This is a genomic window from Allobosea thiooxidans, from assembly GCF_900168195.1.
GTDB classification, from domain to species: domain Bacteria; phylum Pseudomonadota; class Alphaproteobacteria; order Rhizobiales; family Beijerinckiaceae; genus Allobosea; species Allobosea thiooxidans.
Window position 1 is genome coordinate 79,815 of sequence record NZ_FUYX01000016.1, and the last position, 20,274, is coordinate 100,088.

Here is a 20,274-nt window from a genome sequence, read left to right on the forward strand (position 1 = left end):
ATGGCCAGGATGACGATGATCGAGGCGATCCGTTCCGCCATGGACGTCTCCATGGGCCGCGACGACGATGTCGTGGTCTTCGGCGAGGATGTCGGCTTCTTCGGTGGCGTCTTCCGCTGCACCCATGGGCTGCAGCAGAAATACGGCGTCTCGCGCTGCTTCGACGCACCGATCAGCGAATCCGGCATCGTCGGCACCGCCATCGGCATGGCGGCCTACGGGCTGAAGCCCTGCGTCGAGATCCAGTTCGCCGACTACATGTACCCGGCCTACGACCAGATCGTCTCGGAGGCGGCTCGCCTGCGCTATCGCTCGGCCGGCGACTTCACCTGCCCGATGGTGATCCGCATGCCGACCGGCGGCGGCATCTTCGGTGGCCAGACTCACAGCCAGAGCCCGGAAGCGCTCTTCACCCATGTCTCGGGGCTGAAGACCATCGTTCCCTCCAACCCCTATGACGCCAAGGGCCTGCTGATTTCGGCGATCGAGGACCCGGACCCGGTGATCTTCCTGGAACCGAAGCGGCTCTATAACGGCCCCTTCGACGGCCACTACGACCGGCCGGTCACGGCCTGGTCGAAGCATGAGCTCTCCGAGGTGCCGGAAGGGCATTACACCGTGCCGCTTGGCAAGGCGGTGACGCGGCGGGAGGGCTCGGCCGTCACCATTCTCGCCTACGGCACCATGGTCCATGTCGCGCTGGCCGCGGCCGAGGACACCGGCATCGACGCCGAGGTGATCGACCTGCGCACCCTCGTCCCGCTCGATCTCGAGGCGATCGTCGCCTCGGTCGAGAAGACCGGCCGTTGCATCGTGCTGCACGAGGCGACGCTGACGTCGGGCTTTGGCGGGGAGCTGGCCGCACTGGTGCAGGAGCACTGCTTCTACCATCTGGAGGCGCCGGTGATGCGCGTCACCGGCTGGGACACGCCCTATCCGCATGCGCAGGAATGGGACTATTTCCCCGGCCCCGCCCGCCTCGGGCAGGCGCTGCGCGACATCATGGAGGCACGCTGATGGGCGAGCGCATCATCAAGCTGCCGGATGTCGGCGAGGGCATCGCGGAGGCGGAACTCGTCGAGTGGCACGTCAAGGTCGGCGACATCGTCCGCGAGGACGACCTGATCGCGGCCGTGATGACCGACAAGGCGACGGTCGAGATTCCCTCGCCGGTCGAGGGCGAGGTCACCTGGGTCGGCGCCGAGGTCGGCGACACCGTCGCGATCGGCTCGGCGCTGGTGAAGCTCAAGGTTGCGGGGGAGGGCGGCGCGGCAGAGCAATCCGCCGCGGACGAGGACGCACAAGAAGCCCCGGCCGAACGATCAGCCGCGCCGCCGGCCCCGGACAAGGCAGAGCAGCCGGCCGCCGCGGCCACTCCCGTCAAGCCGGCCGCGCCTCCGCCTCCGCCGCCGAAGCCCATGCCGATGCCGGCGCGCGCCAGCGCCGCCCCCGCCCAGCGCCGCGCGCCGGGCGAGAAGCCGCTGGCCTCGCCGGCTGTGCGCCTGAAGGCGCGCGAGGCCGGGGTCGATCTGCGCCAGGTCCAGGGTACGGGTCCTGCCGGCCGCATCACCCATCAGGATATCGACGCCTTCCTGCTGCGTGGCCCGGAGCCGGCTCGCGGTGGCGGGCTCGTCGAGCAGAGCGCCATCACCGAGGTCAAAATCGTCGGCCTGCGTCGTCGCATCGCCGAGAAGATGGCGCTGTCGAAGTCGCGCATTCCGCACATCACGATCGTCGAGGAGATCAACGTCTCGCCGCTGGAGGATCTGCGCGCGACGCTGAACAAGAAGCCGACGCCGGAGCGGCCGAAGCTGACGCTCCTGCCCTTCCTGATGCGTGCCATGGTCAAGGCGCTAGCCGAGCAGCCGGCGCTGAACGCGCTTTATGACGACGAGGCCGGCATCGTGCGCCAGCATGCCGCGATCAATATCGGCATCGCCACGCAGACGCCGACCGGCCTGATCGTGCCGGTCGTCAAGCATGCCGAGGCGCGCGATCTCTGGGGCTGCGGCATCGAGCTCGCCCGCCTCGCCGAGCGCGGCCGCGACGGCACCGCGACCCGCGACGAGCTGACCGGCTCGACGATCACCATCACCTCGCTGGGGGCGCTCGGCGGCATCGCCACGACGCCGGTGATCAACTATCCGGAGGTCGCCATCGTCGGCGTCAACAAGATGGTGGTCAGGCCCGTCTGGGACGGCACCACCTTCGTGCCGCGCAAGATGATGAACCTCTCCTCCAGCTTCGACCACCGCGTGATCGACGGCTGGGATGCCGCCGTTTTTGTGCAGCGGCTGAAGGAGCTGCTGGAGAACCCGGCCACGCTCTTCGTGGACATCTGAGGGCGCGCCATGACGGACATCACCTGCAAGATCCTCGTCATCGGCGCCGGCCCGGGCGGCTATGTCTGTGCCATCCGCGCCGGCCAGCTCGGCCTCGACACCGTCATCGTCGAGAGCACCAAGCTCGGCGGTTCTTGCCTCAATGTCGGCTGCATTCCCTCAAAGGCGATGATCCATGTCGCCGAGGAATTCGAGAAGGCGGCCGAGGCCGCCGCCGGCAAGACGCCTTTCGGCCTGACGGTTTCCCAGCCGACGCTCGATCTCAAGCAGGCCGTCGCCTGGAAGGACGGCATCGTCCAGCGCCTCAACAACGGCGTCGCCGGGCTGTTGCGCAAGGCCAAGGTCAACAAGATCCTTCATGGCCGTGCCCGCTTCCGCGACGGCAAGACCGTCGTGGTCGAGACCGAGACCGGGCCGAAGACGGTCCATGCCGAGGCCATCGTCATCGCCACGGGCTCCGCGCCGGTGGAACTGCCCTTCCTGCCCTTCGGCGGCAACGTCATCTCCTCGACCGGAGCGCTGGCGCTGACCGAAGTGCCGAAGCGGCTCGTCGTGGTCGGCGGCGGCTATATCGGGCTCGAACTCGGCACTGCCTTCGCCCGGATGGGCAGCAAGGTCACGGTGGTCGAAGCGCAGGACCGTATCCTGCCGCTCTACGACGCCGAGCTCACCGGCCCGGTCTCGAAGCGCCTGACCGCGCTCGGCGTCGAGGTGCTGACCGGCGCCAAGGCGCTGGGCCTGACAGCCAAGGGCGACGGCCTGCGCATCGAGACGTCGGACGGCAAGGAGCGCAGCCTGCCGGCCGACAAGATCCTGGTCACGGTCGGCCGCAAGCCCGTCACCGATGGCCTCGGTCTTGAAAACCTCGTGCTCGACATGGATGGCCGTTTCATCCGCATCGGCGAGCGTTGCGAGACGACGATGCGCGGCATCTATGCCATCGGCGACGTCACGGGCGAACCCATGCTCGCCCACCGCGCCATGGCGCAGGGGGAAATGGTCGCGGAGATCGTCGCCGGCCTGCCGCGCGCCTGGGACAAGCGCTGCATTCCGGCGATCTGCTTCACCGATCCCGAGATCGTCTCGGTCGGCCTCTCGCCGGACGAGGCCAAGCGCGCGGGCCATGAGCTGAAGATCGGCCAGTTCCCCTTCGCAGCCAATGGCCGCGCCATGACCCGCCATGGCGAAGCCGGCTTCGTGCGCGTCGTCGCGCAGGCCGGCAGCGAGCTGGTGCTGGGCATCCAGGCGGTGGGGCAGGGCGTCTCGGAATTGTCGGCGGCCTTTGGGCTCGCGATCGAGATGGGCGCGACCTTGCAGGACATCGCCGGCACGATCCACGCTCACCCGACGCTCGGCGAAGCCTTCCCCGAGGCCGCGATGAAGGCGCTGGGCCACGCGCTGCATATCTGAGCAGGCCGCCTACGGATTCACGAGCCCCCATCCTGAGGAGCGCCGCAGGCACGTCTCGAAGGATGTTCAAGATGGTTCCGAGCCTCTTGGAGCATCCTTCGAGGCGCAAGCCATCGGCTTGCTCCTCAGGATGAGGGCTGAAATCGGGAACTGCTCCAAAGACCCGCGACCGATCCGCGCAGGCAGTCAGCTAAGATGCATACAATATTGACATTGTCCGCATCGAGGATGATTTGAGGGACGACGTCGATCGAACGGCGCCGCCCCGAGGAGAATCTCCATGTCCGGCGAGCAATGGCCGCCACTCTCTCCGCTCCAGACCGGCCTGCGCGGCCGCTGCCCGCGTTGCGGGCAGGGCAAGATGTTCGAGAGCTTCCTGAAGCTGAAGCCGAAATGCGAGAATTGCGGGCTGGACTATTCCTTCGCCGATCCCGCCGACGGTCCGGCTTTCTTCGTGATGATGTTCGTCTGCATCCCGGCTGCGGCTTTTCCACTCTGGCTGGAGCTGACCTACAACCCGCCGAGCTGGGTACATCTGGTCACGACACTGCCGTTGATCCTGCTGACCTGTATTCCACCGCTGCAGCCGCTCAAGGGCTGGCTGATCGCCTCGCAGTTCTTCCATAAGGCCGAGGAAGGCCGGCTCGCCCGCCCGACGCCGCAGGACAAGCCGGTCGCCTCGAACTGAGCCCCCGACCGGGCGCGCTCAGCGCCCGGCTTCCGCGTCATCCCGGATCAGCTCGGCAAGAAGGCCGAGCGCCGCGGCGAGCCGCGCCCGCTCTGGGATCGCTCCAAGCGCGATCCGGATCGCGTCCGGCGCCCTGCCGTCGGTGCTGAAGGCTTCGGCCGCCATGACGCCAAGCCCCGCGACGCGGGCGCGCTCGATCAGGCCGCCGCGCGCCCAATGGGCGGGCAAGGGCTGCCAGACATGCAGCGCATGTGGATGGCCCCGCATCGTCTCCGGCAGCAACTCCTTCGCCAGCGCCTGCCGTTCGGCCGCCTCGCGCCGGACGCCGTCGAGCAGGTCCTTTGCCGCGCCGATCCTGATCCAATGCGCGGCCAGCGCCGTCATCAGCGGCGCCGGCATCAAGGCCGTCGCGCGCAGCGCGGTCAGGAATGCCGCGCTGTCGGCACCCTCCGGCATCACCACGAAGGCCGTGCGCAGGCCGGGCGTCAGGACCTTCGACAGGGTCGCGACATGCCACGTGCGCTCGGGCGCGAGCGCGGCCAGCGGCGCCGGCGCATCGCCGGCGAGCGGGCTATAGGGATCGTCCTCGATCAGGATGAGGTTGCGCCGGCGGGCAACGGCCGCGAGGTCCCGACGGCGCCGCTCGGGCACAGTGATGCAAGTCGGGTTCTGCAGCGTCGGCGTCAGGGCGAACAGCCTGGCGCCATGCCGGTCGGTGGCCTCGTCGAGCGCGTCCGGCAGCGGTCCTGCCGCATCGCTTGCGACGGGGGCCATGGTGAGCCCACGCTGCCGCGCCGCGCCGATCAGGCCTGGATAGGCGAGAGGTTCCATCAGGATCGTCTCGCCGGGCTTCGCCAGCAGCGAGAGCAGGGCATTGAGACCCGTCTGGGCGCCCGACACGACCGCGATGCGCTGCGGTGGGATTGTGCCCATGAGCGGTGCGAGCCAGGCCGCTCCGGCGGCACGCTCGGCCAGGGAGCCGGCACCGCCATGATAGTTCATCAACTGGTCTGCATCGCTGCGCGCCAGGATCTCGGCTATGCCACGCTGCATCAGCTCGCCGAGCCGCAGCCCCTTCGGCGCCGGCGGGATCGTCATGCTGAGGTCGAGCGGAGGCCCTTCCTGCTCCTGCCGGGCCGAGATGAAGGAGCCGCGCCCCGTCACCGCGTCGATCAGCCCGCGCTCGCGCGCCTCGCCGAAGGCGCGCGTCACCGTGGTGAGATCGACCGCGAGATGTTCGGCCAGCCGGCGCTGCGGCGGCAGCCGGTCGCCGGGGCGGAGCAGGCCCGAAGTGACGGCGCGTTCGAGCTGTGCGACGATCTGCAGGTAGCGCGGCCCCGCGGCCGGATCGAGCCGGCCGATCCAGTGAAGCGCATCGTCGCTGTCAGCGCCAGCCTGAGCCAATTCCATACATTCCCGCGATTGTAGGTATCGCATAGCGCGGACAAGCGCTTGGCGCCAGTGGCATGCCGTTGCTGCCGGCTGGCCTCGCGGCAATGCCGGTGGTTGCGGGCTGTGGCTCCTGTAAAAGGGCGATGTCCCCCTAGGGATCGGAGACAGGGAATGGCACGCCTGCGCCTCGACGCGCTCGACCGCAAGATCATCGCGGAGTTGCAGATCAATTCGCGGCTCTCGGTGCAGGACCTCGCCCACCGCATCGGGCTGTCGGCCTCGCCCTGCGCGCGCCGGATCCGCATGCTGGAGGAAGCCGGTGTCATCACCGGCTATGCCGCTATCATCGACCAGACCAAGGTCGGGCTCCCGATCAGCGTCTTCGTCTCGGTCAAGCTTGAGCGCCAGCGCGAGGATGAACTCGACCGCTTCTCGCAGGCCGTGGCGCGTTGGCCCGAGGTGGTCGACTGCTATCTGATGACCGGCCAGCGCGACTATCTGCTGCGCATCGTCGTGCGCGATCTGCCGGCCTATGAGCGCTTCCTCAAGGACAAGCTCACCCGCCTCGACGGCGTCGCCTCGATCGAGTCGAGCTTTGCGCTCGGTCAGGTGAAGCGCTCCAGCGCCCTGCCGATCGCGGCGGTGCCGGAGGAGGACTGAGGTCACCCGTCATTCTCGGGCGCGGCGCAGCGGCGGCCCGAGAATCTCGTGACGAGAAGGCGCTGGTTTCCGAGATGCTCGGGTCAAGCCCGAGCATGACGGCGCACGTGACTTACCGCTCCGCCGAGGCCGCCCAGATGTTGATGCCGCCGTCGACGGCATGCTTGTCGATGGCCGCCAGTTCCTCGGGCGTGAACTCAGTGTTCTTCAGCGCCGCGACGCAATCGGTGACCTGCTCCGGCCGGCTTGCGCCGATCAGGGCCGAGGTGACGCGCCCGCCGCGCAGCACCCAGGCGATCGCCATCTGGGCGAGGCTCTGGCCGCGCGCCTTGGCGATCTCGTTCAGCGCCGCGATGCTCCTGAGATTGGCCTCGCTGAGGAAGCCGTCGCGGAAGGAGGGCGCCTTCTTGTCGGCGCGGCTGCCGGCCGGCACGCCCTTGAGATACTTGTCGGTCAGCATGCCCTGCGCCAGCGGTGAGAACACGATGGAGCCGATCCCTTCCGCGTCGAGCGTGTCGAGAAGCCTGTCCTCCTCGATCCAGCGGTTGAGCATGGAATAGCTCGGCTGGTGGATCAGGCAGGGCGTGCCCAGGCGGCGCAGGATCGCCGCCGCCTCCTGGGTGCGCTTCGAATTGTAGGAGGAAAGCCCGACATAGAGCGCCTTGCCCTGGCGGACGATGGCGTCGAGCGCGCCCATCGTCTCCTCCAGCGGCGTGTTCGGGTCGAAGCGATGCGAATAGAAGATGTCGACATAGTCGAGCTTCATCCGCTTCAGGCTCTGGTCGAGACTGGAGATCAGGTATTTGCGGCTGCCCCATTCGCCATAGGGGCCGGGCCACATCCGGTAGCCGGCCTTGGTCGAGATCACGAGCTCGTCGCGAAGCCCGTCGAAATCCTGCCTCAGGATCTCGCCGAAGGCGGTCTCGGCCGAGCCGGGCGGCGGGCCGTAATTATTGGCGAGGTCGAAATGGGTGATGCCGAGGTCGAAGGCCGTGCGGCAGATATCGCGCATATTGGCGTGGCTGCCGGTCTCGCCGAAATTCTGCCAGAGACCGAGCGAGAGCGCCGGCAGCTGCAAGCCGCTACGACCGCACCGGTTGTAGCGCATCGCGTCATAGCGGTTCGGATTGGCCATGGCCTTTGCCTCTCGATCGATTGAATGGGTCATAAAATGAAGGCCCGGTGGCATTTGTCCACCAGGCTTCGCTTTCACCGGAGCCACGCCGTCATGCTCGCCCTTGTGGCGAGCATCCACGTCTTGAACACGGGCCTGGACCAGCGAAGACGGGGATGGTCGGGGCAAGCCCGACCATGACGGAAGCGTCTCCGTTCGATGACGCCGCAGCGAGATGCCTCAAGCGGCGGCGTAACCGACAGTGCCCTTGATCTCTAGGAACTCCTCGAGGCCGAAATCCGCGTATTCGCGGCCGTTGCCGGACTGCTTGTAGCCGCCGAAGGGCGCGCCGGCGTCCCAGGCCGGGTAGTTGATGTAGACATTGCCCGAGCGCATCTGCGCCGCGACCTTGCGGGCGCGCTCCTGCGAGCCGGACTGGACGTAGGAAGCCAGGCCGTAGGGCGTGTCGTTGGCGCGCGAGACCACCTCGTCGTCGCTCTTGTAGGGCAGGATCGAGAGCACGGGGCCGAAGATCTCCTCGCGGGCGATCGTCATCTCGTCGGTGACGCCGCCGAAGACCGTCGGGCGGACATAGTAGCCGCGGTTCAGCCCTTCCGGGCGCCCCGGTCCGCCGGCGACCAGCGTCGCGCCTTCCTTGATGCCGGCCTCGATCAGGCGCTGCACCTTCTCGTACTGGGCCTCGCTGACCACCGGGCCGAGGAAGACGCCGTCGGCCGAGGGAGCGCCGACCTTGAGCGGCTCGGCCACCTGCTTGGCGATGGCAAGCGCCTCCTCATGCAGCTTCTCCGGCACGAACATGCGGGTCGGCGCATTGCAGGACTGGCCGGAGTTGCGCATCACGCTTTCGACGCCGAGCTTCACCGACTTCTTCAGGTCGGCATCGTCGAGGATGATGTTGGCCGACTTGCCGCCGAGCTCCTGGTGCACGCGCTTGACGGTGTCCGCCGCCGCCTTGGCGACGAGGATGCCGGCGCGGGTCGAGCCGGTGAAGGAGACCATATCGACTTGCGGATGACGCGAGATCGCTTCGCCGACCGTCGGGCCGTCGCCGTTGACGAGGTTGAACACGCCCTTCGGCACGCCGGCCTCTTCCATCGCCTCGGCGAAGATGATGGCGTTGAGCGGCGCGATCTCGGAGGGCTTCAGCACCATGGTGCAGCCGGCGGCGAGCGCCGGCGCGACCTTGCACATGATCTGGTTCAGCGGCCAGTTCCACGGCGTGATCATGCCGACGACGCCGATCGGCTCCTTGGCGATCAGGGTCGTGCCGCGCAGCTCCTCGAACTCGAAGTTCTCGAGCGTCTCGATCATCTTGGCGAGATGGGCGCTGCCCATCGCAGCCTGCGCCCGGTGCGCCAGCTCCTTCGGCGCGCCCATCTCGCGCGAGAGGATGTTGGCGATGTCGTCGTAGCGCTTCTTATAGGCCTCGGCGAGGCGGCGCATCAGCGCCAGGCGCTCGGCCTTCGACGTCGCAGCGAAGGCCGGGAAGGCGGCGCGGGCGGCGGCGACGGCCTTGTCGACATCGGCCTGCTCGCCGAGCGCGATCGTGGCGAACACCTCCTCGTTCGACGGATCGACCACGCCGAGCGTGCGGCTGCCGGACGGCTTCACCCACTGGCCGTCGATGTAGAATTCGAGCTCATGTGCCATGGTCTGGTCTCCTGCCTCATCTTGGCCCGAGAGCGCAGGTCACCGGCCGGGAAGCGTCCGGCGATCCATGCCCCGAGCGGGAACTGTCGATGTCCAAGCGAATGGGCGGCCTCGTGCGATCATGCATCGCAGGCCGCCATCGACGCTGTATCTGACGGGGCATAACGTTAGGGGGGCGACGCGCGCCTGTCACCTTGGCGGGAAGCGCGTTTGCGGATGGCCGCCATGCAGCGGTGCTTCTTGTCTGACGATCGATCTCACCAGCCACCCCGTCATTGCGAGGAGCGTGAGCGACGAAGCAATCCAGGGGGCCGGGTGAGATGCTCCACCCAGCCCCCTGGATTGCTTCGCTACGCTCGCAATGACGGGGTGCGCTATAGCCGCGCCTTGACGCTGCGCGGGGTCGCCAGCAGCAGGCTGGTCTCGCTGTTGGTGACGCCGGGGATCAGGCGGATGCGCCTGAGCACCTGGTCGAAGGCGATCAGGTCCGAGGTGCCGAGCTCCACCACGAGGTCCCAGTTGCCATTGGTGGTGTGGATGCTGGAGACCTCGCTGAAGCCGGAGAGCGCCGCGATCACCGAATCCGCGGCCTGGCCGGCGATCTCGATCATGGTGATGCCGCGCACGGGCAGGTCGATCGCGTCCGAACGCAGGATCACGGTGAAGCCGATGATCTCGCCCGACTGCTCCAGCTTCTCCAGCCTTGCACGCACCGTCGCCCGCGTCAGGCCGAGATCGGCGGCGAGGTCCGAGATGCTGCGGCGCCCGTCATGGCGCAGCAGGGTGATGAGCTTGCGGTCGATATCGTCCATTGTCCGAAATGGATAATTATCTTCACCGATTTGATCAATAGTGGCGTCGATCGGGTCAATTTGGCTTCTATCGACTGCCGCGAAAAACAGGTGAAATGGGTCTTTCACAAGAACAGCGCGGGGACCCATGATTCAGCAGCTCAACGTCGTGCCTTTCGTCAGCGTCGACCACATGATGAAGCTGGTCCATGCGATCGGTATCGAGCGGATGCTGTCCGATATCGCGGGTTACATCGAGGACGACTTCCGGCGCTGGGAGATCTTCGACAAGACACCGCGCATCGCCTCGCACAGCCTCGAAGGCGTGATCGAGCTGATGCCGACCAGCGACGGCAGGCTCTACGGCTTCAAATACGTCAACGGCCATCCGAAGAACATGAAGGCCGGGCTGCAGACGGTCACCGCGTTCGGCCTGCTCTCCGACGTCGCGACCGGCTATCCCGTCCTGCTCTCGGAAATGACCTTCCTGACGGCGCTGCGCACCGCGGCGATGTCGGCCGTGGCGGCGAAGCACCTCGCGCCGAAGAACGCCGCGACCATGGCGATCATCGGCAACGGCGCGCAGTCCGAGTTCCAGGCCTTCGCCTTCCGTGCGATCCTCGGCATCGAGAACCTGCGGCTTTACGACGTCGATCCGGCGGCGACCGAGAAATGTGCCCGCAATCTCGCCCGCCATGGCTTCAAGATCACCCGCTGCGCGACCGCGATGGAGGCGGTCGAGGGGGCCGAGATCGTCACCACCGTCACCGCCGACAAGCAGTACGCCACGATCCTGACCGACAACATGGTCGGCGCCGGGGTCCACATCAACGCGGTCGGCGGCGACTGCCCGGGCAAGACCGAGATCCATCGCGACGTGCTGTTGCGCTCCTCGATCTTCGTCGAATACCCGCCGCAGACCCGCATCGAGGGCGATATCCAGCAGCTCGCGCCCGATCATCCGGTCGAGGAGCTCTGGAAGGTCATCACCGGGGCGGCACAGGGCCGCACCGACGCCCGCCAGATCACGCTGTTCGACTCGGTCGGCTTCGCCATCGAGGATTTTTCGGCGCTGCGCTACGTCTACGAGCGCATCCGCGAGGCTGGCACCTATGTCGATCTCGATCTGATCGCGGACCCGGACGATCCGCGCGACCTCTTCGGCATGCTGATGCGTGCGGCGCCGGGCGCCGCCGCCGCGGCCTAAACTCAACCGGTCTTTCTGCTGAGCGCGAGGAACGCGGCCGCCGCCTTGGCGAGGTAGCGTTCCTTGTGGCGCAGCGCGAGGAAGCGGCGCTTCGGCAGCGGCAGCGCCACGGTGGCAAGCCGCCCTGCTGCGATCGCGTTGGCGGCGACGAGGCGCGAGATCGCGGTCGCGCCGGCGCCAGATGCAACGGCGGCGCAGATCGCTTCGTTGGAGGGCAATTCCAGCGCCACGGTGAGATCGTCCGCGCTGAGACCGAGCCCCGGCAACGCCGCCTCGAACATCGCCCGCGTCCCCGAGCCCGTTTCGCGCAACACCCAGGCGCCGTGCGACAGATCTCCGGCTGAAGGGGCGTTGTCCGCCCAGGGATGGCCGGCGGGCACGACGATGACGAGCTCGTCCTCGTCGACCTCGGTCATGTCGAGGGATGGGTCGTCGATCTCGCCTTCGATGAAGCCGAGATCGGCCACGCCGTCACGGATGGCGGCGCTCACCGTCTCCGTGTTGCCGATGGCAAGCGAGACGGCGATGCCGGGATGCTCTCGGCGAAACCGCTGGATCAGGGGCGGCAGCCAGTAATTCGCGACGGTCTGGCTGGCCATCAGCGCAAGCGAGCCGCGCACCAGTCCCGAGAGATCTGAGAGCACCGCTTCGGCCGCTGCCGCCCGCGCCAGCACGGCGCGCGCTTCGATCAGGAAGAGCTTGCCGGCTTCGGTCAGGACGATGCGCCGGCCGATCCGGTCGAACAGTTTCGTCGCATAGCGCGCTTCCAGCGTCGTGATCGCGGAACTGACCGCCGATTGCGTGAGGTTGAGGACGCGCGCGCCTTGCGTCAGGTGCTCCCGTTCGGCGACGGCGACGAAGATGCGAAGCTGTTCGAGCGTCATGCCTCCACCTTAAGCCGATTCACGAAGCCGGCATCTCCGCCAGGAACGACAGATAGGCCGGGTTGTCGCTCTCGCTCCAATAGGGATAGCCGAGCGCATCGAGCCTTTTGGCGAGTTGGCCGCGCTGGGCGGGCGGGATCTGGATGCCGGCAAGGATGCGCCCGTAATCGGCGCCGTGATTGCGGTAGTGGAAGAGCGAGATGTTCCAGTCGGCCGAGAGGCTGTTCAGGAACTTCAGCAGCGCGCCCGGCCGCTCCGGGAACTGGAAGCGGAAGATCAATTCGTCGCCGAGCCCGGGCGCCTTGCCGCCGACCATGTAGCGGAAATGCAGCTTGGCGAGCTCGTTGTCGCTCATGTCGAGCACGGGATAGCCGTGCTCGGAGAGCATCGCGATGATCTGACGCTTCTCGGCATCACCCTCGGAGAGCTGCACGCCGACGAAGATGCGCGCGGCCTTCGGATCGGAATAGCGGTAGTTGAATTCGGTGATGGCGCGCCGGCCGAGCAGTTCGATGAAGGCACGGTAGGCGCCGGGTCTTTCGGGAATGGTGACTGCCAGCAGCGCCTCGCGATGCTCGCCGATTTCGGCCCGTTCGGCGATATGGCGCAGGCGGTCGAAATTCATGTTGGCGCCGCTGTTGATCGCGATCAGCGCGCCCGTCCGCTTGGCTTCGCGCGCCGCATAGGCCTTCAGGCCCGCGAGGCTGACGGCGCCGGAGGGCTCGGCGATGGCGCGGGTATCCTCGAAGATGTCCTTCACCGCTGCGCAGATCTCGTCGGTCGAGACGGTAACGACCTCGTCGAGCAGGTCGCGGCAGAGCCTGAACGTCTCCTCGCCGGCCTGCCGCACCGCGACGCCGTCGGCGAAGAGCCCGACCTGATCGAGCACGACGCGCTTCCCCGCCGCGATGGCGCCGGCCATGGAGGCGGCATCCTCGGGTTCGACGCCGATCACCTTGATCTCGGGCCGCAGGAACTTCGCGTAGACCGCGACACCGGCCGCCAGTCCGCCGCCGCCGATCGGCACGAAGATCGCTTCGATCGGATCGGAGTGCTGGCGCAGGATTTCCATGCCGACGGTGCCCTGGCCGGCGATGACGTCGGGGTCGTCATAGGGATGGACGAAGGTCAGCCCCTTCTCGGCTTCGAGCTTGCGGGCATGGCCATAGGCTTCGTCGAAGTTCTCGCCATGCAGCACGACGCGCCCGCCGAGGCTGCGCACCGCTTGCACCTTGATGTCCGGCGTGGTGCGCGGCATGACGATGGTCGCCTTGATGCCGAGCTTGCGCGCCGCCAGCGCTACGCCCTGCGCATGGTTGCCGGCCGAGGCGCAGATCACGCCACGCTCGGCCTCGATGGCGGAAAGACCGGCGATCTTGTTGTAGGCGCCGCGCAGCTTGAACGAGAAGACCGGCTGCAGATCCTCACGCTTCAGCAGGGCGCTGCCGCCGATCCGGACGGATAGGCGCGGCAACGGGTCGAGCGGGCTTTCGATCGCGACGTCATAGACGCGCGCCCCGATGATCTTGCGGATGTAGTCTTGCATGGCCGGCCCGTCCTTTGGACGCGGCGATAGTCCGATGCGCGGACATGTCAATTGCGATCGTTGCGTGCGGCGAGGGGCGGGCGATGCCGGCCATGCGCCGGGCGGGATTGCCAAGCCCCCGGCCGGCGCGCCAAAGCGTTGGAGGAAACAAGGCGCCGCGCAGCGACGGTGCCGCAGAGGTGGAGACGAGCATGAACTGGGGCAATCGCGATTTCATGGTGCCGGGCCGGCCGGTTGCGGTTGGCGATCGCGGCATGGCGGCGACCTCGCACCCGGCCTCGACGCTGGCCGCGGTCGATATCCTGCGCGCCGGCGGCAACGCCATCGATGCCGCCATCGCGGCCGTAGCGGTCCAGGCCGTCGTCGACCCGCACATGACCGGCATCGGCGGCGACTGCTTCGCGATCTATGCCCCGGCCGGCGGCAAGATGGTGGCGCTCAACGGCTCGGGCCGGGCGGCGGCCAAGGCCGAGCTCGGCTGGTTCCTCGGTCAGGGCATGACCTCGATCGCGGCGGATTCGCCCCATGCCGTCACCGTGCCCGGTGCCATCGATGCCTGGTGCCGCCTCGTCGCCGACTATGGCAGCAAGAGCCTGGACGAGATCTTCTCAGCCGCGATCCGCGCCGCCGAGGAGGGCTTCGTGGTGACGCCGCGCGTCGCGCTCGACTGGGCCAAGGCCCGCGGCCGCATCGAGAAGCACGGTCTCGGCAACGCCGTCTATCTGCCCGGCGGCAAGCCCCCGGCCGTCGGCGACAAGATGGTCCATCCCGCGCTCGGCAACATGCTGCGCCGCATCGCCCGCGACGGCCGCTCCGCCTTCTACGAGGGCGAGCTCGCCGAGGACATGGTCTCCGTGCTGAACGCAGCCGGCAGCCTGATCAGCCTTGAGGATTTCGCCGCTTCGAAGCCGGATTATGTCGATCCGATCGGCGCCGATTATCGCGGCCACCGCCTCTGGGAGTGCCCGCCGAACGGCCAGGGCATCGCGGCACTGCTGATCGCGCGCATCCTCGACGGCTACGACCTCTCGGACGGCAAGCTGAGCGAAGCCGACCGCATCCACCTCCTCGCCGAGGCGAGCAAGGCGGCCTATCGCCAGCGCGACGCGCTGGTGGCCGACCCGGCCGTCAGCCCCTTCGACACGGAAGCCTTCCTGTCTGACCAGTTCATCGGCCGCATCCGCAAGGAGATCAGCCTGGAGAAGGCCGCGAAGCCGGAAGCCTTCGACATGCCGCTGCACAAGGACACGATCTATCTCTGCGTCGTCGACCGCGACGGCAACATGGTGTCCTTCATCAACTCGCTGTTCTCCGCCTTCGGCAGCGGCATCTATGCGGCCAAGGCCGGCGTCATGCTGCAGAACCGCGGCTCCGGCTTCCGCCTGATCGAGGGGCATCCCAACGCCATCGCGCCGCGCAAGCGCCCCTTCCACACCATCATCCCCGGCATGCTCGCCAAGGACGGCAAGCCGATCATGCCCATGGGCGTGATGGGCGGCCAGTATCAGGCAACCGGCCATGTCCATTTCCTCTCCGGCATTCTCGACCGCGGCCTTGACCCGCAGCAGGCCTCGGACGCGCCGCGCAGCTTCGCCTATGACGGCAAGCTCTCGCTGGAGACGACGATCCCGGACAGCGTCGCCGCGGATCTGAAGGCGCGAGGCCATGATGTGGTCCGGGCCGAGGACCCCCTCGGCGGTTGCCAGGCGATCTGGGTCGACCACAAGCGCGGCGTGATGTTCGGTGCTTCCGATCATCGCAAGGACGGCTTCGCGCTGGCGGTCTAAGCAGCCGTTGGGCACGCCGTCATTCCAGATGCGTCATGCTCGCCCTTGTGGCGAGCATCCACGTCTTGAACACCGCCTTCGATGAAAGAAGACGTGGATGGTCGGGACGAGCCCGAGCATGACGGCGAGGAAGGTATTCAAGAATTCCAGGCTCGCAACTGCGCGGTCGCCATGGCATGAGGCGCGGCTTCCATCACGTCCGACACCGCCCTTTAACGCCCTTCCGCTATCGCGATCATGCGGTCGGAGGGTGAAAGCAGCGTGGCGCAGGAACGGCCATTCGGTTGGGGGATCATGGGCACCGGCACTATTGCCGGGCTCTTCGCCGCCGATCTCGGTCTGCTGCCGCAGGCGCGCCTCGCCGCCGTCCATTCGCGCTTGCTGGCGAAGGCGCAAGGCTTCGCTGCACGCTTCGGCGGCGGTGCAGCCTATGGCGACGAAGCGGCCTTTCTGGCCGACCCCGCGATCGAGGCCGTCTATATCGCGACGCCGAACCAGTTCCATGCCGCGCAGGCGCTGCGCGCGATCGCGGCCGGCAAGCCGGTGCTGGTCGAGAAGCCGGCGGCGCTGAGGAGCGGCGACGTCGAGGCCATCGCGCAGGCGGCGCGTGAGCGCGGCGTCTTCGCCATGGAGGCCCTGTGGAGTCGCTTCCTGCCGGCGGTTCGCGCGATCCGTGAGCAGATCGCGACCGGGCGGATCGGCGAGGTGAAGCGCATCCGTGCCGATCTCTCCTATGCCCATCCGCAGGAACCGGGCAGCCGCTTCTTCGATCCTGCGCTGGGCGGCGGCGCTGCCTTCGATCTCGGCGTCTATCCGCTGTCGCTGACGCTGCATCTGCTCGGCGAGCCGCTGGCCGTCGGAGGATGCTGGGTCGCCGCCGCGACAGGCGTCGATCTGCGCAGCGAGTTCCGGCTCGCCTACCCCGATGCCGTGGCCGAGCTCTCCTGCGGCTTCGACCGCAACGGCACCAACCGCTTCCTGGTCACCGGCACGCGAGGGGCGCTCACCCTCGAAGCGCCGTTCCTCAAGGCGCAACGCCTGAGTTTCGACGCTGATGCCGGCCGTGCCATGGCGGCCTACGGACGCGGGCGGGGTTTTGCGCCCCGGCTGCTCGACCGCCTCCCGCGGCCTGGGCGCAGCAGTGAGGTTTTTGCGTTCCCCGGCAACGGCCTGCAGTTTCAGGCGCAGGCTGTGATGGCGGCGGTTCGGGCGGGCGAAACGTCCTGCGCGACCATGCCATTGGCTGGAAGCGCCGCCGTGCTTCGGATCATAGAGAGTATGCTGGCGCAGCCTTCGGCGGACGGCGTCGATCAGAAACGCGACCGCAGCCGATAGGGTTGCGGCAGGTCGCGCGCATTGTTCAGCGCCAGCGCGAGTTCCGTGATGTGCAGCGCCAGCGCCCCCGAGAAGCGCGGCGCCTCCCCGCGCCGGATCGCTTCCGCCTGGTCGGCGACGCCCCGCATGAAATCGATCTGCGAGGGGAAGGCGGGCAGGGTCTTGCTCGCCGCCTGCGAGGGGTAGGGCAGGCGCCGCCCCGGGGTCGGCTTCCAGGGCAGGGCGCGGCCGAGCTTCGCCTCGGCGCGGGTCAGGAGCCGCCCCAGAAGCGGCCGCGCGGCATCGCTCTCCTCGGCATGGACGACGGAACGGTTGTCCCAGAGATCGCGCACCGTCAGCGAGCCCTTCTCGGCGAAGATCTGCAGCGAGCGGTCGCGCGGGGCGGCAAGCCCGCTCGTCAGCCTTGCCACGACGCCGGAGCGGAAGCTCAGGCAGCCAACCGAGAAATCCGGTGCCATCGCGATGTGGCCGGTGCCCGGTCCCTTGTCCGGAAAGGTCACGGCCGAGAAGGCGGTCAGGCTTTCGACCGCGCCGAAGAGCGTGACCAGCCAGGAGAGGGCGTAGCCGGCATGCTCCAGCGTGCAGCCGATCTCGAATTCGTGCAGCCCGGGCCAGTGCGCGCCCGAGCGCGAGCGCCAGCTCGCCCATTTGTCGCGGAAGACGGGGCCATCCTCCATCGCGGCATAGACGAGCCGCGGCGCGCCGATCCGGCCCGCGCGCAATGTATCGTCGACCAGCCGATGCGCGTCGCTGAGCCCGTTCGCGGGCGCGGTGGCCAAGGTGAGCCCGGCTGCCTGCGCCTGCGCTGTCAGCGCTTCGGCCTGCGCCAGCTCCATCGCCAGCGGCTTCTCGCAATAGACATGCTTGCCGGCGGCGAGCGCGCGGCTGGTGATCTCGTAATGGCTTTCCGGCGTCGTCAGGTTGACGACGATCTGCACCGTCCGGTCGGCGAGCAGGGCGTCGAGATCGGCATAGGCCGGCACATTGTAGAAGCTGCGGAAGGCTTCGAGCCGCGCGCCGTCGCGGTCCCAGACGCCGGCGAGCGACAGGGCCGGATGGTTCGCCAGCGTCGTCATGTAGTAGTCGGCGACGAAACCCGTGCCGACGAGCGCGATCTTCATGCGTGGCTGACCCGGCTCACCATCCGCGTCATTCCGGGTCATCGCCGCTTTGCGGCCGTCCGGAGCGACGCATTCCAGCAGGGTCTATCGCATCGAAGGATGAAGATCGGCTTTCGCTGAACCTGTCGATGCCGCTTTGCCGTCATTGCGAGGAGCGCGAGCTCCGAAGCCATCTAGGGGCCCCGGAGCTCTACGTCCTCCTGGATTGCTTCGCTGACGCTCGCAATGACGGGCCTTTGCGGCTTACGCGGCGCCGATCGCGTTCGACGGCGTCTGCCGGTCGGTGATCTGCTGGCCGAACAGGCTGCCCGCGAGCTCCACCGCGAGGCGGGCCGTCTGGCCGCGATCGTCGAGGAAGGGGTTGAGCTCGACGATGTCCATCGAGCGCACGAGCCCGGAATCGTGCAAGAGCTCCATCACGAGATGAGCCTCGCGATAGGTCGCGCCGCCCGGCACGGTGGTGCCCACGCCCGGCGCCAGCGGCGGGTCGAGGAAATCGACGTCGAACGAGACATGCAGCACGCCGTCGGCGGCGCGCACCTTCTCGATGACCTGTCGGATCAGCACGCCGACGCCGTGTTCGTCGATGGCGCGCATGTCGGCGATGTCGATGCCGCGCGCCTTCACTGCGGCCTTCTCCAACGGGTCGATCGAGCGGATGCCGAACAGGCTGAGCTGCGCCGGCGAGATCGAGGCGCGCGGCTCGCTGCCGAGCAGATCGTCGAGGCCGGTCTCGCCGCAGAGGAAGGCCGAGGACATGCCGTGCATGTTCCCGGAGGGAGAGATCGCCGGCATGTTGAAATCGGCATGCGCATCGAGCCAGAGCACGAAGAGCTTGCGGCCCTGCTCCCGCCAGTGGCGGGCGACGCCGTTGACGGAGCCCATCGACAGGCTGTGGTCGCCGCCGAGGAAGATCGGCGTCGCGCCGGAGCGGGCGAGTTCGTAGGCGCGGCCGCTCAGCGCCCGCATCCAGGCGGCGATCTCATGGTAGAAGCGGGCGTTCTCCGGCGCCGGGCCGTCGACCGGCGTCAGGTCGCGCGGCAGGATGTCGCCATGGTCCGCGACCGCGTAGCCGAGGCTTTCCAGCACGCCGACGAGGCCGGCGGTGCGCAGCCCGGCCGGGCCCATCAGCGCGCCGCGGCGCGAGGCGCCGACCTCGATCGGGGCGCCCAGCAGGGCGATCCGGCCCTGGGAAGCGGGAGCGTTCGCGAAGGTGGCGGTCATGCTGGCAGTCCGTTGGATATGAATTTGGCGGGCGCGATGCGCCGATGCGCCGTCATTGGCGCATCGGCCCCCGCCTGTCGAGTGCCGCGCTCGCGTGACCGTTCTGTGTCGGGGCATCGCGCCGGGAACGGAAAGGCACCCGACCGATCGGACTGCACCGTCTTTGCGAGCGCAGCGAAGCAATCCAGGAAGACTGGGCTGGACCGTCGAGCGCGGGCGCCCCTGGCTTGCTTCGTCGCCTTGCTCCTCGCAATGACGGCCGCGGCGTCCGCCCAGCCTAGGCCAGGCCGAGCACGCCGCGCAGCTTGGAGAGGTCCTCGGCCAGCGTGGTGATCATCGCGGCGAGCGCCTTGCGGTCGGCCTCGCTCAGCTTGTCATAGGTCTCGAAGCCGCCATCCTTGAGCTTGTACTTGGCCAGCGTCTTGTCGACGGTCTCGAAATTCGCGTCGATCTTGGCTGCGAGCGCCTTGTCCTCCTTGCCGACCAGCGGCCGCAGCAGGTCGACGATCTTCTTGGCGCCGTCGATATTGGCCTGGAAATCCCAGAGATCGGTGTGGCTGTAGCGATCCTCCTCGCCGGAGACCTTGGTCGCCGCGACCTCCTCGATCAGCACGGCTGCGCCGCCGACCATCTTGTCCGGCGGAACCGTCAGGCCCTTGATCCGACCCTGCAGCTCGGTGACGTCGGCAAGCAGCTTGTCGGCGAAGGGGGCGAGCCCCTCGGTGCTGTTCTTGGCGAAGAGCCCGTATTCGATGCGGTGGAAGCCGGTGAACTCCGGATCCTCCTCCTTCTTCTCATGGTCGTCGGCGCGCGAGTCGATGCTGCCGTCGAGGTCGCTGAACAATTCGGCGATCGGCTCGATCTTCTCGTAGGAGACACGCGTCGGCGCATAGAGCGCCTTGGCCTTGGCGAGGTCGCCGGCCTTGACCGCATCGGTGAAGGTCTTGGTGTCCTTCACCAGCTGATCGACTCCCTGGGAGACATAGAGCTTGTACTCGGAGACCGGCGCGACGAGGTCGAGCGGGGAGGCGGCCTGCGCCGTTCCGGCGGTCACGGCGGCGATCAGGCTGGCTCCGGCCAGCCATGCGAAGCGCAAGCTCAT

Annotated in this window: 17 protein-coding genes; 8 read left to right on the forward strand and 9 right to left on the reverse strand. The window is 67.8% G+C overall.

Going from position 1 to position 20,274, the window contains the following annotated elements; genetic code table 11:
- From B5Y19_RS22265 to B5Y19_RS22280, 4 genes are all read left to right on the forward strand, one after another.
- A complete protein-coding gene (locus B5Y19_RS22265; protein ID WP_079592130.1) occupies positions 1 to 1,017 on the forward strand; it encodes an alpha-ketoacid dehydrogenase subunit beta in 1,017 nt (338 codons plus the stop codon).
- Complete coding sequence (locus B5Y19_RS22270; RefSeq protein ID WP_079592131.1) at positions 1,017 to 2,342, forward strand: dihydrolipoamide acetyltransferase family protein; 1,326 nt, start codon at positions 1,017 to 1,019, stop codon at positions 2,340 to 2,342. The genes B5Y19_RS22265 and B5Y19_RS22270 overlap by 1 nt, the downstream gene beginning before the upstream one ends.
- Positions 2,343 to 2,351: 9 nt before the next feature.
- Positions 2,352 to 3,752 carry a dihydrolipoyl dehydrogenase gene (lpdA, locus tag B5Y19_RS22275; protein WP_079592132.1) on the forward strand — a complete coding sequence of 467 codons (1,401 nt, stop codon included), beginning with the start codon at positions 2,352 to 2,354 and terminating at the stop codon, positions 3,750 to 3,752.
- Positions 3,753 to 4,032: 280 nt separating this feature from the next.
- Positions 4,033 to 4,440: a DUF983 domain-containing protein gene (locus tag B5Y19_RS22280; RefSeq protein WP_079592133.1), complete on the forward strand. Its 408-nt coding sequence runs from the start codon at positions 4,033 to 4,035 to the stop codon at positions 4,438 to 4,440.
- A gap of 18 nt (positions 4,441 to 4,458) precedes the next feature.
- Here the strand turns inward: B5Y19_RS22280 and B5Y19_RS22285 are convergent, their stop codons facing one another.
- The gene (locus B5Y19_RS22285; protein WP_244555683.1) at positions 4,459 to 5,844 is read right to left on the reverse strand and encodes an aminotransferase-like domain-containing protein; all 1,386 of its coding nucleotides are present in this window, start codon (positions 5,842 to 5,844) and stop codon (positions 4,459 to 4,461) included.
- A 159-nt stretch (positions 5,845 to 6,003) separates the two neighbouring features.
- On the opposite strand from B5Y19_RS22285, the gene B5Y19_RS22290 reads away from it, so the two are divergent.
- Positions 6,004 to 6,492 carry an Lrp/AsnC family transcriptional regulator gene (locus B5Y19_RS22290; protein ID WP_055731075.1) on the forward strand — a complete coding sequence of 163 codons (489 nt, stop codon included), beginning with the start codon at positions 6,004 to 6,006 and terminating at the stop codon, positions 6,490 to 6,492.
- 112 nt (positions 6,493 to 6,604) lie between these two features.
- Here B5Y19_RS22290 and mgrA read toward each other — a convergent pair whose 3' ends face one another.
- The 3 genes from mgrA to B5Y19_RS22305 form a co-directional block, all read right to left on the reverse strand.
- Complete coding sequence (gene mgrA / locus B5Y19_RS22295) at positions 6,605 to 7,627, reverse strand: L-glyceraldehyde 3-phosphate reductase (protein WP_055731076.1); 1,023 nt, start codon at positions 7,625 to 7,627, stop codon at positions 6,605 to 6,607.
- A 219-nt stretch (positions 7,628 to 7,846) separates the two neighbouring features.
- A complete protein-coding gene (locus B5Y19_RS22300; protein WP_055731077.1) occupies positions 7,847 to 9,277 on the reverse strand; it encodes an aldehyde dehydrogenase family protein in 1,431 nt (476 codons plus the stop codon).
- A gap of 374 nt (positions 9,278 to 9,651) precedes the next feature.
- Complete coding sequence (locus B5Y19_RS22305; RefSeq protein WP_055731078.1) at positions 9,652 to 10,089, reverse strand: Lrp/AsnC family transcriptional regulator; 438 nt, start codon at positions 10,087 to 10,089, stop codon at positions 9,652 to 9,654.
- 127 nt (positions 10,090 to 10,216) lie between these two features.
- Here B5Y19_RS22305 and B5Y19_RS22310 point away from each other — a divergent pair, with 127 nt between their 5' ends.
- Complete coding sequence (locus B5Y19_RS22310) at positions 10,217 to 11,275, forward strand: ornithine cyclodeaminase (RefSeq protein WP_055731079.1); 1,059 nt, start codon at positions 10,217 to 10,219, stop codon at positions 11,273 to 11,275.
- Between the two features lie 2 nt (positions 11,276 to 11,277).
- On the opposite strand, the gene B5Y19_RS22315 is transcribed toward B5Y19_RS22310, so the two are convergent.
- Both B5Y19_RS22315 and ilvA read right to left on the reverse strand, forming a co-directional pair.
- A complete protein-coding gene (locus B5Y19_RS22315) occupies positions 11,278 to 12,159 on the reverse strand; it encodes a LysR family transcriptional regulator (protein ID WP_055731080.1) in 882 nt (293 codons plus the stop codon).
- Positions 12,160 to 12,178: 19 nt separating this feature from the next.
- Positions 12,179 to 13,705, reverse strand: coding sequence for a threonine ammonia-lyase, biosynthetic (ilvA, locus tag B5Y19_RS22320; protein ID WP_079592135.1), 1,527 nt, complete (start codon positions 13,703 to 13,705; stop codon positions 12,179 to 12,181).
- 191 nt (positions 13,706 to 13,896) lie between these two features.
- Here ilvA and ggt point away from each other — a divergent pair, with 191 nt between their 5' ends.
- Both ggt and B5Y19_RS22330 read left to right on the forward strand, forming a co-directional pair.
- Positions 13,897 to 15,492 (forward strand): gamma-glutamyltransferase, encoded by a 1,596-nt coding sequence (ggt, locus tag B5Y19_RS22325; RefSeq protein ID WP_055731082.1) that lies wholly within the window; start codon positions 13,897 to 13,899, stop codon positions 15,490 to 15,492.
- Between the two features lie 294 nt (positions 15,493 to 15,786).
- Positions 15,787 to 16,827, forward strand: a complete 1,041-nt coding sequence (locus tag B5Y19_RS22330) for a Gfo/Idh/MocA family protein (protein WP_244555684.1) — start codon at positions 15,787 to 15,789, stop codon at positions 16,825 to 16,827.
- Here B5Y19_RS22330 and B5Y19_RS22335 read toward each other — a convergent pair.
- The 3 genes from B5Y19_RS22335 to efeO all read right to left on the reverse strand — a co-directional run bounded on the left by B5Y19_RS22335 (position 16,803) and on the right by efeO (position 20,274).
- Complete coding sequence (locus B5Y19_RS22335) at positions 16,803 to 17,948, reverse strand: Gfo/Idh/MocA family protein (protein ID WP_055731084.1); 1,146 nt, start codon at positions 17,946 to 17,948, stop codon at positions 16,803 to 16,805. The two genes, B5Y19_RS22330 and B5Y19_RS22335, sit on opposite strands and share 25 nt — an antisense overlap.
- Before the next feature lie 243 nt (positions 17,949 to 18,191).
- Positions 18,192 to 19,172, reverse strand: a complete 981-nt coding sequence (rocF, locus tag B5Y19_RS22340) for an arginase (protein ID WP_055731085.1) — start codon at positions 19,170 to 19,172, stop codon at positions 18,192 to 18,194.
- Positions 19,173 to 19,449: 277 nt separating this feature from the next.
- A complete protein-coding gene (gene efeO, locus B5Y19_RS22345) occupies positions 19,450 to 20,274 on the reverse strand; it encodes an iron uptake system protein EfeO (RefSeq protein ID WP_055731086.1) in 825 nt (274 codons plus the stop codon).

Coding starts and splice junctions, on each gene's coding strand:
- B5Y19_RS22265 (WP_079592130.1), top strand. CDS start 1: ATGGCCAGGATGACGATGATCGAGGCGATCCGTTCCGCCATGGACGTC.
- B5Y19_RS22270 (WP_079592131.1), top strand. CDS start 1,017: ATGGGCGAGCGCATCATCAAGCTGCCGGATGTCGGCGAGGGCATCGCG.
- lpdA (WP_079592132.1), top strand. CDS start 2,352: ATGACGGACATCACCTGCAAGATCCTCGTCATCGGCGCCGGCCCGGGC.
- B5Y19_RS22280 (WP_079592133.1), top strand. CDS start 4,033: ATGTCCGGCGAGCAATGGCCGCCACTCTCTCCGCTCCAGACCGGCCTG.
- B5Y19_RS22290 (WP_055731075.1), top strand. CDS start 6,004: ATGGCACGCCTGCGCCTCGACGCGCTCGACCGCAAGATCATCGCGGAG.
- mgrA (WP_055731076.1), bottom strand. CDS start 7,627: ATGGCCAATCCGAACCGCTATGACGCGATGCGCTACAACCGGTGCGGT.
- B5Y19_RS22300 (WP_055731077.1), bottom strand. CDS start 9,277: ATGGCACATGAGCTCGAATTCTACATCGACGGCCAGTGGGTGAAGCCG.
- B5Y19_RS22305 (WP_055731078.1), bottom strand. CDS start 10,089: ATGGACGATATCGACCGCAAGCTCATCACCCTGCTGCGCCATGACGGG.
- B5Y19_RS22310 (WP_055731079.1), top strand. CDS start 10,217: ATGATTCAGCAGCTCAACGTCGTGCCTTTCGTCAGCGTCGACCACATG.
- B5Y19_RS22315 (WP_055731080.1), bottom strand. CDS start 12,159: ATGACGCTCGAACAGCTTCGCATCTTCGTCGCCGTCGCCGAACGGGAG.
- ilvA (WP_079592135.1), bottom strand. CDS start 13,705: ATGCAAGACTACATCCGCAAGATCATCGGGGCGCGCGTCTATGACGTC.
- ggt (WP_055731082.1), top strand. CDS start 13,897: ATGAACTGGGGCAATCGCGATTTCATGGTGCCGGGCCGGCCGGTTGCG.
- B5Y19_RS22330 (WP_244555684.1), top strand. CDS start 15,787: ATGGGCACCGGCACTATTGCCGGGCTCTTCGCCGCCGATCTCGGTCTG.
- B5Y19_RS22335 (WP_055731084.1), bottom strand. CDS start 17,948: ATGAAGATCGCGCTCGTCGGCACGGGTTTCGTCGCCGACTACTACATG.
- rocF (WP_055731085.1), bottom strand. CDS start 19,172: ATGACCGCCACCTTCGCGAACGCTCCCGCTTCCCAGGGCCGGATCGCC.
- efeO (WP_055731086.1), bottom strand. CDS start 20,274: ATGAGCTTGCGCTTCGCATGGCTGGCCGGAGCCAGCCTGATCGCCGCC.